Annotated in this window: 13 protein-coding genes; 6 read left to right on the top strand and 7 right to left on the bottom strand. The window is 39.9% G+C overall.

Annotated features, from left to right (window positions below):
* Nucleotides 1-7: 7 nt before the first annotated feature.
* The 4 genes from PTET_RS12725 to PTET_RS12740 form a co-directional block, all read right to left on the bottom strand.
* Nucleotides 8-1,237, bottom strand: a complete 1,230-nt coding sequence (locus tag PTET_RS12725) for an efflux RND transporter periplasmic adaptor subunit (RefSeq protein WP_096038726.1) — start codon at nucleotides 1,235-1,237, stop codon at nucleotides 8-10.
* Nucleotides 1,234-2,487, bottom strand: a complete 1,254-nt coding sequence (locus tag PTET_RS12730; RefSeq protein WP_096038727.1) for a TolC family protein — start codon at nucleotides 2,485-2,487, stop codon at nucleotides 1,234-1,236. The genes PTET_RS12725 and PTET_RS12730 overlap by 4 nt, the downstream gene beginning before the upstream one ends.
* Before the next feature lie 173 nt (nucleotides 2,488-2,660).
* Nucleotides 2,661-2,987: a hypothetical protein gene (locus PTET_RS12735; RefSeq protein WP_096038728.1), complete on the bottom strand. Its 327-nt coding sequence runs from the start codon at nucleotides 2,985-2,987 to the stop codon at nucleotides 2,661-2,663.
* Nucleotides 2,988-3,176: 189 nt separating this feature from the next.
* Nucleotides 3,177-4,322, bottom strand: a complete 1,146-nt coding sequence (locus PTET_RS12740; protein WP_096038729.1) for an iron-containing alcohol dehydrogenase — start codon at nucleotides 4,320-4,322, stop codon at nucleotides 3,177-3,179.
* Between the two features lie 183 nt (nucleotides 4,323-4,505).
* On the opposite strand from PTET_RS12740, the gene PTET_RS12745 reads away from it, so the two are divergent.
* Nucleotides 4,506-5,384: an AraC family transcriptional regulator gene (locus PTET_RS12745; RefSeq protein WP_096038730.1), complete on the top strand. Its 879-nt coding sequence runs from the start codon at nucleotides 4,506-4,508 to the stop codon at nucleotides 5,382-5,384.
* A gap of 110 nt (nucleotides 5,385-5,494) precedes the next feature.
* Nucleotides 5,495-7,117, top strand: a complete 1,623-nt coding sequence (locus PTET_RS12750) for a sensor domain-containing diguanylate cyclase (RefSeq protein WP_096038731.1) — start codon at nucleotides 5,495-5,497, stop codon at nucleotides 7,115-7,117.
* A 24-nt stretch (nucleotides 7,118-7,141) separates the two neighbouring features.
* Here the strand turns inward: PTET_RS12750 and PTET_RS12755 are convergent, their stop codons facing one another.
* Complete coding sequence (locus PTET_RS12755) at nucleotides 7,142-7,564, bottom strand: VOC family protein (RefSeq protein ID WP_024601311.1); 423 nt, start codon at nucleotides 7,562-7,564, stop codon at nucleotides 7,142-7,144.
* Nucleotides 7,565-7,847: 283 nt separating this feature from the next.
* Between PTET_RS12755 and PTET_RS12760 the strand changes: the two genes are divergently transcribed.
* The 3 genes from PTET_RS12760 (at nucleotide 7,848) to PTET_RS12770 (ending at nucleotide 10,866) form a co-directional block, all read left to right on the top strand.
* A complete protein-coding gene (locus PTET_RS12760) occupies nucleotides 7,848-8,153 on the top strand; it encodes a hypothetical protein (RefSeq protein WP_008111425.1) in 306 nt (101 codons plus the stop codon).
* Nucleotides 8,150-8,533, top strand: a complete 384-nt coding sequence (locus PTET_RS12765) for a hypothetical protein (protein WP_008111424.1) — start codon at nucleotides 8,150-8,152, stop codon at nucleotides 8,531-8,533. The genes PTET_RS12760 and PTET_RS12765 overlap by 4 nt, the downstream gene beginning before the upstream one ends.
* A gap of 143 nt (nucleotides 8,534-8,676) precedes the next feature.
* A complete protein-coding gene (locus PTET_RS12770; protein ID WP_096038732.1) occupies nucleotides 8,677-10,866 on the top strand; it encodes a fasciclin domain-containing protein in 2,190 nt (729 codons plus the stop codon).
* 70 nt (nucleotides 10,867-10,936) lie between these two features.
* Here PTET_RS12770 and PTET_RS12775 read toward each other — a convergent pair whose 3' ends face one another.
* Both PTET_RS12775 and PTET_RS12780 read right to left on the bottom strand, forming a co-directional pair.
* Nucleotides 10,937-11,761 carry a sterol desaturase family protein gene (locus tag PTET_RS12775; RefSeq protein WP_096038733.1) on the bottom strand — a complete coding sequence of 275 codons (825 nt, stop codon included), beginning with the start codon at nucleotides 11,759-11,761 and terminating at the stop codon, nucleotides 10,937-10,939.
* On the bottom strand, nucleotides 11,751-12,200 hold the full coding sequence (locus tag PTET_RS12780) for an SRPBCC family protein (protein ID WP_096038734.1): 450 nt from the start codon (nucleotides 12,198-12,200) through the stop codon (nucleotides 11,751-11,753). The genes PTET_RS12775 and PTET_RS12780 overlap by 11 nt, the downstream gene beginning before the upstream one ends.
* 96 nt (nucleotides 12,201-12,296) lie before the next feature.
* Between PTET_RS12780 and PTET_RS12785 the strand changes: the two genes are divergently transcribed.
* Nucleotides 12,297-13,295 carry an AraC family transcriptional regulator gene (locus PTET_RS12785; RefSeq protein WP_096038735.1) on the top strand — a complete coding sequence of 333 codons (999 nt, stop codon included), beginning with the start codon at nucleotides 12,297-12,299 and terminating at the stop codon, nucleotides 13,293-13,295.
* Nucleotides 13,296-13,383 lie beyond the last annotated feature (88 nt).

A 13,383-nucleotide genomic window follows, 5' to 3' on the forward strand; every position in this document is an offset into this window, starting at 1 on the left:
GTACCTCCTAGTGAGCGTGACTTGCGCCGCTTTTTAAAATATCGGCTTTGATCACATAGCTATTGGTTGTGACGTACTCGCTACCTGGGCTTAAACCCGCAATGACTTCGACCCACTCGCTACTTTTTGCGCCCAAAGTAACAGGGCGTACTTCAAACACACTATTTTTACGCACAAACACACTCGCCATACCATTAAAATCTTGAATAGCCTCAGGCTTTACACGCACGTTAGCATTAACCTTATCGATACTGACATCACTATTAACATGCATACCTGGACGCCAATGACCATCAGGGTTATTAAGCTCAATACGGGCACGTGCAATGTGCCCGCCAGTCATCATAGGTGCTATAAAAAACACCTTACCTTGGGCATTTAAATGATGATGTAAATCGTATACCGTGGCGCTTTGACCAATGGCTAGATTTTCGATGTTTTCAGGAAAGGCTGAGAGTTCAACCCATACTTTATCAAGATTCACGACCTGCATTAACGCACGAGTACTTGCCAGTTCGCCACGCTTTAAATATTGCTCGGTTACCACACCGCTAATAGGGCTTTTAATACTGTAGTTTTGCAAAGTTTCACGATTGGTGACACTGGCCAGTACATCGCCTTTTTTAACGTTTTGACCAATACTGACAAAAATATCGCTGATCAATCCGGTATATGGCGCCATAATTTCTACTGTGCCATGCTGTGTCGGTGCAATAACACCAAACAGCGTGTCGGAAATATCAACCTCGCCACTTTGTGCTATCTGCGTTTCAATACCCGCACCTTTAATCGCTCGCTCACTAAGCATAGTGCGGCCTTCGTGTTGGGTGTACTCAAAACTAACGTGTTCACCTTTATAATTGGCAGTAATGAAAAGCGCAAACGAATGTGGCTCATTTATGGGTTGCGTGCTAACAAGGTACTCATTCTCACGGGTAAATTGTATTTTTTGCGGCGCTTCTACTAATCGTTTTAAGTTCATTTCGATGCTTAAATCGTTTATATCTATCGGCTGATTTTGCTCATAACCATATACGCGCAGCTCAACTTTACCTGCCAATTCTCGCAGCTTTAACTCAAGAGTGAGCTTTGCGTTGGTTAATAAAAAGCCGCCATGGGCACCTTGTTTTTGGGATTGCTGCATTTGCCCATGCTCTGCTGAGGCAAATACATGTGTACTTATAACGCTCGTTGTAAACGAAAGAAATATTAATAGTGCGATAAACGTGTTGTTCATGATTGAAAAGTCTCAGTTAAAGATTGGCCAGTTAAACGCTCAAGAGTAAGGTGCGTTTGATATAGCGCTGCATAGGTATTGATAAGTGCGCGTTTAGAGTCAAATAGAGCTTGTTGAGCATCGAGCAATTGCAACACCGAAATTTGTCCGCGTTGATAGCTTTTTAAACTTTGCTCAATGAGTGTTTGGGCTTGTGGAATAACCTGCCCTGATAACAACTGCGCCTGTAACGTTTTGCCTTGGTAATAGGCATACAAAGTACGAACTTGTTGGCGTAGTTGAACCCGTAACAGTCCTTGCTGCTCACGTAACAATGCTAACTGACTGTTAGCTGCTTCAATATTACCGCTATTTGAGTTACTCAATTGCAACGGCATTGAAAACGAAAACAGCAACGAACTGGTATTGTTTTGCTGGTTGTAGCTCACGCCTGCACCTATATTAATATCGCTTTGCCCATTAGCTTTTTGCAGCGTTAAGTTGGCCGCTTGCTGTAAGTATTGCTGCTGTAACATAGCAAAATCAGGCGCTTGGTTAACCGCATCAAGTAACCCTTGCTCAGACCTAAGCGGTATTAAGGTAGCCATATTCCCTGCGAAATTCGTGTAGTCATGTTGCTCATTCCACAACTCATTGAGCGATAAACGCGCTCGCTCAAATTCGCTATTTAGCTTAGCTGTCTCAAGCTCAACTTGGCTTAGTGCATAACGCATACGGGTTACATCGGCTTGCGATACAGCGCCAGCGTTAGCCCGTTGCTTTATTGCTTTGAGAGCTTGGCTCACCACGTGTTGTCGTTCGCTGTTAAGCGTAAGTAAGGTTTGAAATTTAAGCGCCTCGTAATATCGCTTACCAGTGGTTGCTAATAAAGCTAACCGAGCATTTTGATATTGTATTGCTTGGGCTTTAATATTAGCCGTTGCGTAATTTATGCGGCTTTGGCGTTTATCTCCAAGCTCTATAAGCTGGCTAAATGCCAAGGTTATTTCAGCCCCTTGCACACCACGCGCATCGTTTGTTCCTAAGAGGTTTTCGGCTTCTACATTTATTACAGGGTTAGGCGAAAGCGCCGCTTGAGATTTAAGCGCGCTGAGTATTTTTTGATGATAAGGATAGCGTTTTAATAGCGGATTTTGTTGCTCGGTATTTATCAACGCTTGTTTTAAGGTTAGTGTTTTAACATTTGCAAACGCACTAAAAGCAGGTAGCGCGCACAGCATCACCACCAGCATAATTGGTTTTTTATTCATATAGCTTGTCCGTTTTTTAATAAACAGAGTTCACTTGCAAACCATTCACAACCTACGCTAAAAACAGCGACAGTGTAAAATAGTTAGCAATTTAAACATGCCTATAACAGCCCATAAAACGCTTACGCGCAGGCAGCTAAAAGCACAATAATTAATTGAAATTAAATTAAAAACTAGCTAAATGAATTCGGTGGGGGTACATCAGGTGGATAATTTAAACCATGGTAATACACAAGTATTGAGGGTTTACTTTGTTGAGGAATAATAGCGTGACTAAGTGTGCTGTAATAGCCACAGTGACTATGTTGGTGTGCATGAATCTCAACCGGTGGCTGATTATCGCTTTGTCCTTGGTCATTATCAGCGGTTATAGTGTTTTGTGATAATGCGTTACTTACATGCTCAACGTCTTCTTGTAAATGGTATGCAGCGCCATCACAACTTATAAAGCTGTGCACAAGCACGAGTAACATGACCATTAACAAACGATTTGAGCGCATAATTTAGCTATCTTCTCAGCCTAAAATTGACTTAAATAAACCTAACCAATTGAAGCTACATAGTATATTAGCGGCAAACGACAATAAAGGGCTTTTTATCAATTAATGGCGCCAATTGCGTTTACTGAGGTTAACTATAAAACAAAAAACCACTGGCTTTAATAGCCAGTAGTTTTTTAAAATTAACGCTTAAGCAACCGCGTGTTCTAAAATTTCACGGCTTTCTTTTAGCGTAATCGCTTGGTTTTCACCAAGGGCAACCATGCCATGTGCTTCTAGTTTGCCAATAATATTATCAATGGCAGCCGCTTTATCATCACCATGTTCAGTTAGCTGTGTTGCAACCTCAAGGCTGTGGTAAAATGCTTCAATCGCTTGAATTGTTTGCTCTGCTAAATCGTCTGTTTGCTCAAGGCCAAATACGTTTTTACCCATTTGCTCTAGTTTCGCTTTTTTAACTGCAAATTGATTGCGCAATAAAGAAGGCTGAACAATAGCAAGCGAACGCGCATGGTCAACACCATAGGCAGCAGTAAGCTCATGACCAATCATGTGGGTTGCCCAATCTTGCGATACGCCTGAACCAATTAAGCCATTAAGTGCTTGGTTAGCTGCCCACATAAGGTTTGCACGCCATGCATCGTCTTGGTTTTCAAAGTTATCGCCCAGTGTTTTGAGCGTTTTTAACAGTGCCTCTGCGTATCCTTCTTGTACCAATGCGCCTTCAGGGAACGTAAGGTATTGCTCACAAGTATGCACCCACGCATCAACTAAGCCATTTACAAGCTGGCGCTGTGGTAATGTTTTCATTACATCAGGATCCATAATCGCAAATTTAGGCAGTACCTCTGGTGAAGCAAACGGCAATTTTTGCTTAGTCGCTTCTTTGCTTACCACTGAGTTTTGGTTAGATTCAGAACCTGTAGCTGGTAGCGTTAATACGGCACCAATTGGTAATGCGCTGGTAATTGTATGCTTACCAGTAGGAATGTCCCAACCTTCGCCGTCGTATACTGCAGAAGCCGCAATGTATTTAACGCCGTCTATTACAGAGCCGCCGCCGACACCTAATACAAAGTCGATATCTTGTTCTTTACAAATTTTAACCGCTTGGTCAAGTACTTCAATTGTTGGGTTAGCACCCACACCCGAGAATTCGACCCAATCAAAACCTTCAAGTGCAGCAGCAACTTGGTTATACACGCCGTTCTTTTTAATTGAGCCGCCGCCATAAACAACCAATACTTTTTGATCTTTTGCGATCAAGTCGCTAAGTGCGGCAATTTGCTGTTGGCCAAATTGGATGAGAGTGGGATTTACGTAGCTAAATTTCATTATTTTGCTCCTAGGTGACGGTTAATTTCATAATGCTTTACTTAGTCACATATCAAGTAAAGCTTTGATGAATGCATATTAGTAGCAAAGTTAATATATAAAAAGCCCAATAACTACCTAAAGCTTGCCTAAAACTACCAGCACTGTTATTTTACGCAAAATATTTTAATTACAGATACTTTTATGCCCATCATAGCCAAAATGTTGCAACAATACGCCGAGCACAATAATTTACTAAGCTTTGAGGGCACCATGGAAACAATTATTCCTGGAGTGTATTTTCATCGCGCTACCAAAAGTTCACCGCGCCAGCCGCTTATTTATAATTCAGGCATAATCGTGGTTGGCCAAGGCCATAAAATAATTCATTTCCCAGAACATCAAATAAAATACGGCGAAGGTGATTACTTGGTACTAGGTGTACCGGTCCCATTAGAGTGTGAAGCGTTTACCGATAATGACTTACCGGTTATGGGCATAGCTATAGATATAAATCCTGTCATGTTGCACAAACTGGTTAATCAGATGATGCAGCACCAGCCTTTATCTGTCTCCAGCGCGAACATTGGCGCAGTACAATCAGCAAAGCTAGACTGCGCAATGGAGCAGGTGACATGTAGGTTACTAACGGTTATGAATAATCCACTTGAGGCTGAGGTATTCGGCGAAGATATAGTAAAAGAGCTAGTGTATCGTGTCCTTTGCGGCCCCCAAGGGAATACTTTAATAGGCCTAGCTATGCATGATGGCCATTATGCGCGTATAGCTCGTACACTAGCAACGATGCATCAGGACTATGCAAACCCTATTACTGTTGAAGGTTTAGCAGAAGAGGTAAATATGAGTGTATCCTCTTTTCATCGCGCATTTAGACAGGTAACGTTTGAATCTCCCTTACAATACTTAAAAAAAGTACGTTTAGCTAAAGCAAAAGAGTTAATTACTACAGCGGGCAGCAAAGCAAATGAAGCTGCTTTTAAGGTAGGTTACACCAGTGCATCACAGTTTAGCCGTGAGTTTAAACGCCACTTTAATAAAACTCCGAGTGAAATACAGTTATAAAAATAAGATTTACCCATTCATGCGCTATATCAAACTTTATTATTAACTTTTACTAGCAAAGATAACACGCTTTGTTAATATAGGGTAACTGCCATTTTTATAACCCTACTATGCTCAATAACACCGTAACAATAAGGAAGCACTTACATACAACCACCTCCTTATGTATTAAATTTTGCGGTGCTTTATTTGTCATTTTTATTTTTCTTATCTGCAATACAGCTATTGCAAAAGATAGCTGCAATTTAAAATCTATCGCAAACAGTGTATCCATTCCCTTATCGCAAGGTATTGCTGCAGACATAAAATTAGAAAAAGGCATTAACCAATTTGAGTTGGTATGTACGCTAAACCAAAGCGGTGTTTTTACGTTTACTCGCCCTGCACTTGAACGTTTTTCGTGGCAACAAAATAACCAATTAAAAGCCCCTTTAAAAACAAATCAAATGGCTATTTTAATGGAACAAGGCAGCTTTAATGCAAAGCTAACTTTAACCACTACTGCCAGCTATAACCCCCGGTTTACTTGGCTAGACTCACAGCAATTTATTGAAAAGGTGCAGTTGTACAATTTAATATTTGGGGTGTTTTATGGATTATGCGCAACGCTTATTTTTTATGCTTTAATAATAGGTTATGGCATTAAAAACGCTATTTTTAAACTGTATGGCATCTATCTTTTTTGTATCGCTAGCTTTATTTTTTTACAAGAAGGCCAGCCCTATTTATTTACCAATGGCTACTTTTCTGCATATATCAGCCACCTTTATACATTAAGTATTGGTTTAACTATAGTCAGTGCTACTTGGTTTATGAGCGCACTATTAGAGCTACCTGAGTATTGGCGCAAATTAAGTTATGCATTAAAAATTATCGCGTTATGTGTACTGACTTTGTGCTTACAAAAAATAGCTTTAGATTTACCCGCTATTACTAATATCACCACAATCGTGACTGGCTATTTGTCACTACTGATTGTGATGACCATTTTTATACTCTCAGCTGTGCAAGCTAAACAAGGCGTTAACGAAGCCAGCTTGGTATTTATTGCCTTAAGCTGTGTATTTATCAGCATGATATTTAGAGTGTTACTAACCGAATACAGTCCTTTTATACAGCGTTATGGGTTTGTGATTGCTTTTACGATTGAATCTCTGCTTCTTGCTATTGCAGTTGGTAGGCGAATTCAACGACTCAGTTATGCTAAAAAACAGGCTGAACAGCACGCTAATTACGATCATCTTTGTCATATTTATAACCGCCGAGGCTGGAGTTTAAAAGCCAATGAGTTATTAAAAAAACACGCTCAACGTGGTGGCGTGTTGTGTTTTTTATATATCGATTTAGACCGATTTAAAGCAATAAATGATACCTACGGCCATGATGTTGGCGATAAAGTACTCTGTACGGTGGCAGAGTCAATTAGTCAGCATATGCGCAGTGAAGACGCAGTTGGCCGCTTAGGCGGAGATGAGTTTGTGGCTATGGCATTATTTACCAGCAAAGATAAAATTAACCAGCGAGTTGCGACCCTTGAACAAAAATTAAATGCACTTAGCTTAGAACACCAAGGCAACACCATCGCTATTTACGCAAGCGTAGGGCAAATAAACTATAGCGAAGCGCCTAAAAATTTAGATGAGGTTTTAAAAGCCGGTGATGAAGCAATGTATCAAAAAAAGTCATTACGAAAAGCGCAGGCTAAGCAAACCTACACTAGAGAAAACGCCTAAAGTAATCGTTTAGGCGCATAATCATTACTCGCCTTTTTTGAATAATACTTCTGGGTTTACCATAGTTTTCATTTCTAAAACGTTACCATTTGGATCTTCAATAAAAAACGTTTCTTGCTCAAATTCATCACCTACAAAACGGCGGTAAGGCTTATCTAAATATTCAAGGCCAGCAGCCGCAATCCGAGTTTTTAACGCCTGAAATTCATCTTCAGATAAGTGAATACCAAAATGCGGTACAGCTACTGCGCCCATATCAACATCATGACGCACTGTTGGTAAGCGCTCTGTGCTTTGATGAAGCGTTAACTCGTTACCCCAAAAATCAATGTCTACCCATCGCCCAGCTTCACTATTACCCGTTTTACAACCAAGCACGTCACAATAAAACGCTTTCGCTTTTTCAAGATCACCAGCTGGAATAGCCAAATGCAAACAGTTAGACATAAATTACCTTAGGTTATAACTTTTAATATATGAAATATGCTGCATTATACATAATTTGTAATTTATAGAACATTAACGGCATTATTTTTAGTCATTCATTGCGTACATTTAATTTAAAGCCACGGTTATTTGCTCTTTTGGGAGACATATATCGCTTTTAGTCTTAAATTGTCGATTTTAACTATTAAAGCTAAAACTGAACCTTTATGATGTGCGCCTTATGACTAAATTCATACTTTTAAAATTCATCACCTTTTTTATAGGCTGCTTGTCGTGCTTTATAATGCATACCACATTGGCATTACCTATTGTTGTGTCTGCTGCTTTAACAGGCCTTATCGGTTCATTTATTCCGTTTCCTGCACGTTATCAAAACCACCCTTATGCCTCCATTTATGCAGGTAGTTTTGCCGGTATGTGTTCCACCAGCTTAATTAGCAACTATTGGGAAATCGCTATTATTTCTGCCATTGGCGCTGTTTTATATACACTAACACTTAATGTATTTGCAGGATTTGGCGGACGATTAGGCAGTATTGCATTTGCCAGTGTAGCCCTGTTTGTTTTAGCTAAAGGATTGCTGATATGACTATTACATACCCAGTATTAGCCTTGGCTGGTGCTTTTTTTACCTTTTATTTAGCAAAGCATAACCGCTTTGATGCTATAAGAGCCTCAGCTGCACTCTCAATTATTGCCTATTTGATTTTTGCACAGCTGAGCCTCAACGCAGAACTCTATAGTATCGTCTTTTTTGGCGGCACCTTTATTGGCATGAGCGCCCCTCACCGCTTTGGTGTTTATACGCTTGCCAGTTCAGCAATTATATTTTCATTGTTTTTTGCCTATTTGGTTCCCATTCTTGATGGCTTTGGTGGCGCTTTGGGAATTAGTGCATTTTTATCGGTGTGTATTTGCCACCTTTTTATTTTACTGGGTGCGCCTCGCAGTAAAAAAACTAAAATTTAAGAATTGCTTGAATAAAAGTTCAATTAAATCTTACACCTATTAAATCGTACAAAAATAACGCTCTTTTTTTTGATCAATACAGAATCTAGCTACGTAGAGTTCACAAAGTTGTAACACTGTAACATTCAATTAAAGGAAAAATTATGAATAAAGTATTTAAGCTCGGTGCTATCATACTTCCCTTGTTACTCATTCAAGGTTGTAGTAGCGACGATGATAACAACGCCCCTGTCACTGTAGATCCACAACCAGCCGTTTCTGTTTTTGATGCCGCACAGGACTCTGGAGAATTCACTACCCTTGTTGCAGCTTTAGAAGCAACAGGTCTAGATGAAACACTAGACGATTTAACTAACAGCTATACCGTTTTTGCTCCTACTGATGATGCATTTGCGTTATTAGGTGAAGAAACTATCAATAATTTATTAGCTGATCCTGATACTTTAAGCTCAATTTTAACTTACCATGTGATCTCTGGCAGAGTAGATGCGCAAGCAGCAATTGGTTTGGCTGGGTCAACCGTTGAAACGGTAAACGGACAAAGTATTGCACTGTCTTTAAATGGTGAAAGCTTATTAGTTAATACCAGCACGGTAACAATGACCGACATTAAAACCGACAACGGTATTATTCATGTTATTGACGCAGTACTTACACCAAAAACGGTTTCAGAAACACCGCCAACCAACAATATTGTTGAAACAGCTCAACAAGCAGGCGACTTTAGTACTTTGCTTGCCGCACTTGACGCTGCAGGCTTAACATCGGCACTGGCGGATACGTCGAAAGAGTTCACCGTTTTTGCGCCTACCGACGCTGCATTTGAAGCAATTGGTAGTGGTTTTTTAAATACACTGCTGGCAAACCCAACCGTTTTAGCGGATGTTTTAAAGCAGCATGTACTTGTTGGGTCAGTTGATTCAGTCACTGCAATGTCTTTAAACGGCCAATCTGCTGAAACGCTATTAGGCAATACACTTCCAATCGCGATAAACGCAGATACAAATATGTTGTCGTTTGGCGGTGCAAACATCATTGTTAAAGATATTATGACTTCTAACGGTGTTATCCATGTAATCGATTCGGTTATTATTTCTGATGTAACCTTACCGCAAAGCGCAGGAACAATTGCTGATATAGCCAGTGCAAATGGTAACTTTACTACACTTCTTGCTGCGCTAACGGCAACAGGCTTAGATACGTTAGTTGCTGATCCAGATAACACTTTTAGTGTATTTGCTCCTACGGATGATGCATTTGCAGCGCTCGGTCAGGATACAATTAATGCGCTGTTAGCTGATACAGATACACTGCGTGATATTTTGCTTTACCATGTATTCCCTGACGCCACTGTTTTATCTGATGACGCTGTAGCCATTGCTAATAGCAATAGTAACAAAGTAGAAATGGCCAATGGCGACATGGCTGCTATTTCTTATGTAAATAGCTCGCTATTTATCAATGATTCGGCAATCACAGAGGCAAATGTAACCGCTAGCAACGGCGTTATTCATGTATTAAATAAAGTGATTATGCCACCGGCTGAAGTCGGCACTCCGACTAAAACTATTGCAACAGTTGCCACAGAAACGCCTGCACTATCTACATTAGTAACTGCACTGCAAGCAGCATCACTAGTAGATACGTTTAACGATACCACTCAATCATTTACTGTATTTGCACCAACAAATGCGGCATTTAGTAAAATCCCTTCCGCTGATTTAGATGCCTTATTGGCTGACACCGCTGCACTAACAGGTGTTCTGACTCAACACGTATTAGGCGCTCAAGTTGGAAGTACCGATGCATTTGCAGCCAATGGTAAAATGGTCACTACACTTGCTGATAATATGCTAAGCGTAAACGTGCTAGATTTTACCAGTACAGAAAATACAGCAACAGACAGCGTAGCTTATGATGCAACAAATAATCGTTTAGTAACGGGTATGGCCGATGCAATGCCTGGTAAAACCGTGTATGTATTTGATAACGACTTAGGTGAGGCAATGAGCGTATGTGAAGCAGCTTGTGCAACAACGTGGCCACCCGTGTTAGGCACTGCGGCATCGATTGAAAATATTCCGGGTTTATCATTGATTGCTCGCTCAGATGACAGCATGCAAGTCGCTTATCTTGGTCGTCCTTTATATACCTTCTCAGGTGATACGGCAGCTGGTCAGAATAATGGTCAAGCTGTGAACGATATTTGGTGGCAAGTAAGCTTACCGGCTACATCACTACAAGTAGCTGGCAGCAATGTAACAACCACTGATATTTACACTAATAATGGCGTTGTACACTTAATTGATACAGTGATCACAACGGCCAAATAACTAAATTTTACTGTGAGATAAGCCAGGAGTGATGCTATTTGCTCCTGGCTTTTTTTATATAAAAATAGGCTTACTTATTACTACTTTGAGAGCTTGTTGGGTAGCCAAACAACACGTTTAACTTGGCTTGTAACCCTTTAGCTTGGTAAGTACTTTTAAATAAATACTGCCACTGATGAAAGGTGATTTTGATCGGGTTATTACTGTTTAATTGACCAATAATGCCGTATTTACAGGGCTTGTTTTCATCCTCTTCTACATAAGTGCCAAATAATTTATCCCAAATAATTAAAACGCCAGCGAAGTTTTTATCTAAGTAGCCATTATTTATAGCGTGGTGCACCCGATGATGCGATGGGGTATTAAATAATGCTTCAAACCAACCGAGCTTTTTTACCACTTGCGTGTGTACAAAAAATTGATAAGCCAAATTAAGTGCCACCACCGCAAAAACAATCACAGGCTCAAAGCCTATTAATATCATCGGCAACCAAAATAGCCACATTCCCGCCAGCGGATACATTAAACTTTGCCTAAATGCCGTGGTAAAGTTCATTTTAGTAGAACTATGATGCACTACATGAGCGGCCCATAACCAATGAATATGATGTGATGCACGATGAAACCAATAGTATAAAAAGTCTTGCAGTAAAAAAGCGCCTAATACAGTAAATAGCGTCAATTCAATATCAAATAGCCGAAACTGATACAACCAATAAAAAAACGGCATTAATAATAATAACGCAATGGCATCAGCGCCTTGATGTAATAAAGCAAGTAACGCGTTGGCTAAGCTGTCTTTTATATCGTAGTAACGTCTAAATTTTATAAACTCAACCCCTACAAACAGCAAAAAAATAGGGCTCAGTGCCAATAAAATAATTTCAATGCTCATGATGTTTCTCCTGAAAATAGCTGGCTATTTTTTTAAGTGCTTGGCTAACATCTTTTTTTATAAAAAAAGCCAGTATAAAGTCGGGTAACCACAAAGGCGCAATGCAACGAATATGGTAGCTGATCTCGGTGAGTGATGGCTGAGCATTATTGGCTTTTAAGTAAATATCACCACGGTGCTGTGCAACGGGTTTATCCCCTAAAATACGGTAACTAATGTGGCTATTATCGGCCGTTATTATTTGCTCTTTAAATGTTGTACCTTGCATTTTTATTTGTCTAATAGTGCCTTTTCCACCACTTATTTCACCCGAGTCTTGCGGTGTTAACACTTCAAACTGCGCATTAAAAAAGCGCCCCAAATCAGCATGCGCTAATAATAAGATGCATAATTGTTCAGGCGTTGCTGCCACACTATGTTTAACGTTTATCTCAATCATTGTGTGCCCCATATTATTTTTATAGATCTCTAGCATATAAAAATATTGCATGGCAAACTTGCGATTAGATGACTATTTTTTAGCTTTAGGCGACAAATGAAAACCTTAGCCGATCATTACTTTTCTAGCTGTTTGGATTATCTTCAAAGCACAGGATTAGATAGCCAAGAGATACTAACTGCCATTGAATTTGATGAATATACAAATAAGCAAACACAACAATTAGCGCCTCGTATTAGCTTAAAAAGCTATAATGCGCTGCTTAGTTATGCACAGCAAACGCTAAATGACTCCTTATTCGGGTTTGAATTAGGAAAACAAATACGTACCGCTGATTTTGGTGTACTTGGGTATTTAATTGAATCGAGTACTAATCTAGCCAGTGCCATTACTGCATTACTGAGCTACGACAGTTTAGTGGCTAACATAGGGCGTGCTGAGTTTGAACAGCAACAAACACTTTGCAAGGTAACTTGGTTAGCAGACCCACAGTGCAGTCCACAGGCCGTATTACGAAATATGACCGCGTGGGTAAGTGTTATACGCCAACTGCTTAATCCTCAGCTTTCGCCTAGTTGCGTTTATTTTACAGCACATTTTTCAGACAGTGAGTTACAACAATTAGCGCAATGGTTTAATTGCCCAGTAAAAGCTGGCGCTAACTTTAATCAAGTAGAGTTTCCAAGTAGTTACTTAACCCTTCCTTTTAAAACCGATAACTCCCAGATTAACGCTGTGCTAAAGCAAATGTCAGAGCAACAGCTATCCCAGTTTAAAAGTCAGCAATTATTAACAGAAAAAGTTAATCATATTTTAATGGCTAAATATGATTTGCAGGACTGTTCACTGATCAGAACGGCTAGTGCTTTAAATATGACCCCACGCACAGTGCAACGTCATCTAAAGCAAGAAAACACCAATTTTGCCGCTCTTCTTGAGCGAGAGCAAAAACGCCGTTTGTTAACATATATTCCTCATTATTCGCTAAGCAGTATTGCAACTATGTTGGGGTTTAATGATCAAAGCTCTTTTAATCGCGCCTTTAAGCGCTGGTATCAATGCTCACCTCGTCAATTTATAAAAAACAATAATTAAACAATTTGATTACCTAAAACACACATTTAACGTGTACCTTTTTATTGATTTTATTTACACTAGCCTCATGTATTGCTTTAAAGACAAT

It is taken from the genome of Pseudoalteromonas tetraodonis (genome assembly GCF_002310835.1).
Classification (GTDB): Bacteria; Pseudomonadota; Gammaproteobacteria; order Enterobacterales; family Alteromonadaceae; genus Pseudoalteromonas; species Pseudoalteromonas tetraodonis.

Excerpts from the sequence above, each read along its gene's own strand:
- PTET_RS12725 (WP_096038726.1), bottom strand. The coding sequence starts at position 1,237 with ATGAACAACACGTTTATCGCACTATTAATATTTCTTTCGTTTACAACG.
- PTET_RS12730 (WP_096038727.1), bottom strand. The coding sequence starts at position 2,487 with ATGAATAAAAAACCAATTATGCTGGTGGTGATGCTGTGCGCGCTACCT.
- PTET_RS12735 (WP_096038728.1), bottom strand. The coding sequence starts at position 2,987 with ATGCGCTCAAATCGTTTGTTAATGGTCATGTTACTCGTGCTTGTGCAC.
- PTET_RS12740 (WP_096038729.1), bottom strand. The coding sequence starts at position 4,322 with ATGAAATTTAGCTACGTAAATCCCACTCTCATCCAATTTGGCCAACAG.
- PTET_RS12745 (WP_096038730.1), top strand. The coding sequence starts at position 4,506 with ATGCCCATCATAGCCAAAATGTTGCAACAATACGCCGAGCACAATAAT.
- PTET_RS12750 (WP_096038731.1), top strand. The coding sequence starts at position 5,495 with ATGCTCAATAACACCGTAACAATAAGGAAGCACTTACATACAACCACC.
- PTET_RS12755 (WP_024601311.1), bottom strand. The coding sequence starts at position 7,564 with ATGTCTAACTGTTTGCATTTGGCTATTCCAGCTGGTGATCTTGAAAAA.
- PTET_RS12760 (WP_008111425.1), top strand. The coding sequence starts at position 7,848 with ATGCATACCACATTGGCATTACCTATTGTTGTGTCTGCTGCTTTAACA.
- PTET_RS12765 (WP_008111424.1), top strand. The coding sequence starts at position 8,150 with ATGACTATTACATACCCAGTATTAGCCTTGGCTGGTGCTTTTTTTACC.
- PTET_RS12770 (WP_096038732.1), top strand. The coding sequence starts at position 8,677 with ATGAATAAAGTATTTAAGCTCGGTGCTATCATACTTCCCTTGTTACTC.
- PTET_RS12775 (WP_096038733.1), bottom strand. The coding sequence starts at position 11,761 with ATGAGCATTGAAATTATTTTATTGGCACTGAGCCCTATTTTTTTGCTG.
- PTET_RS12780 (WP_096038734.1), bottom strand. The coding sequence starts at position 12,200 with ATGATTGAGATAAACGTTAAACATAGTGTGGCAGCAACGCCTGAACAA.
- PTET_RS12785 (WP_096038735.1), top strand. The coding sequence starts at position 12,297 with ATGAAAACCTTAGCCGATCATTACTTTTCTAGCTGTTTGGATTATCTT.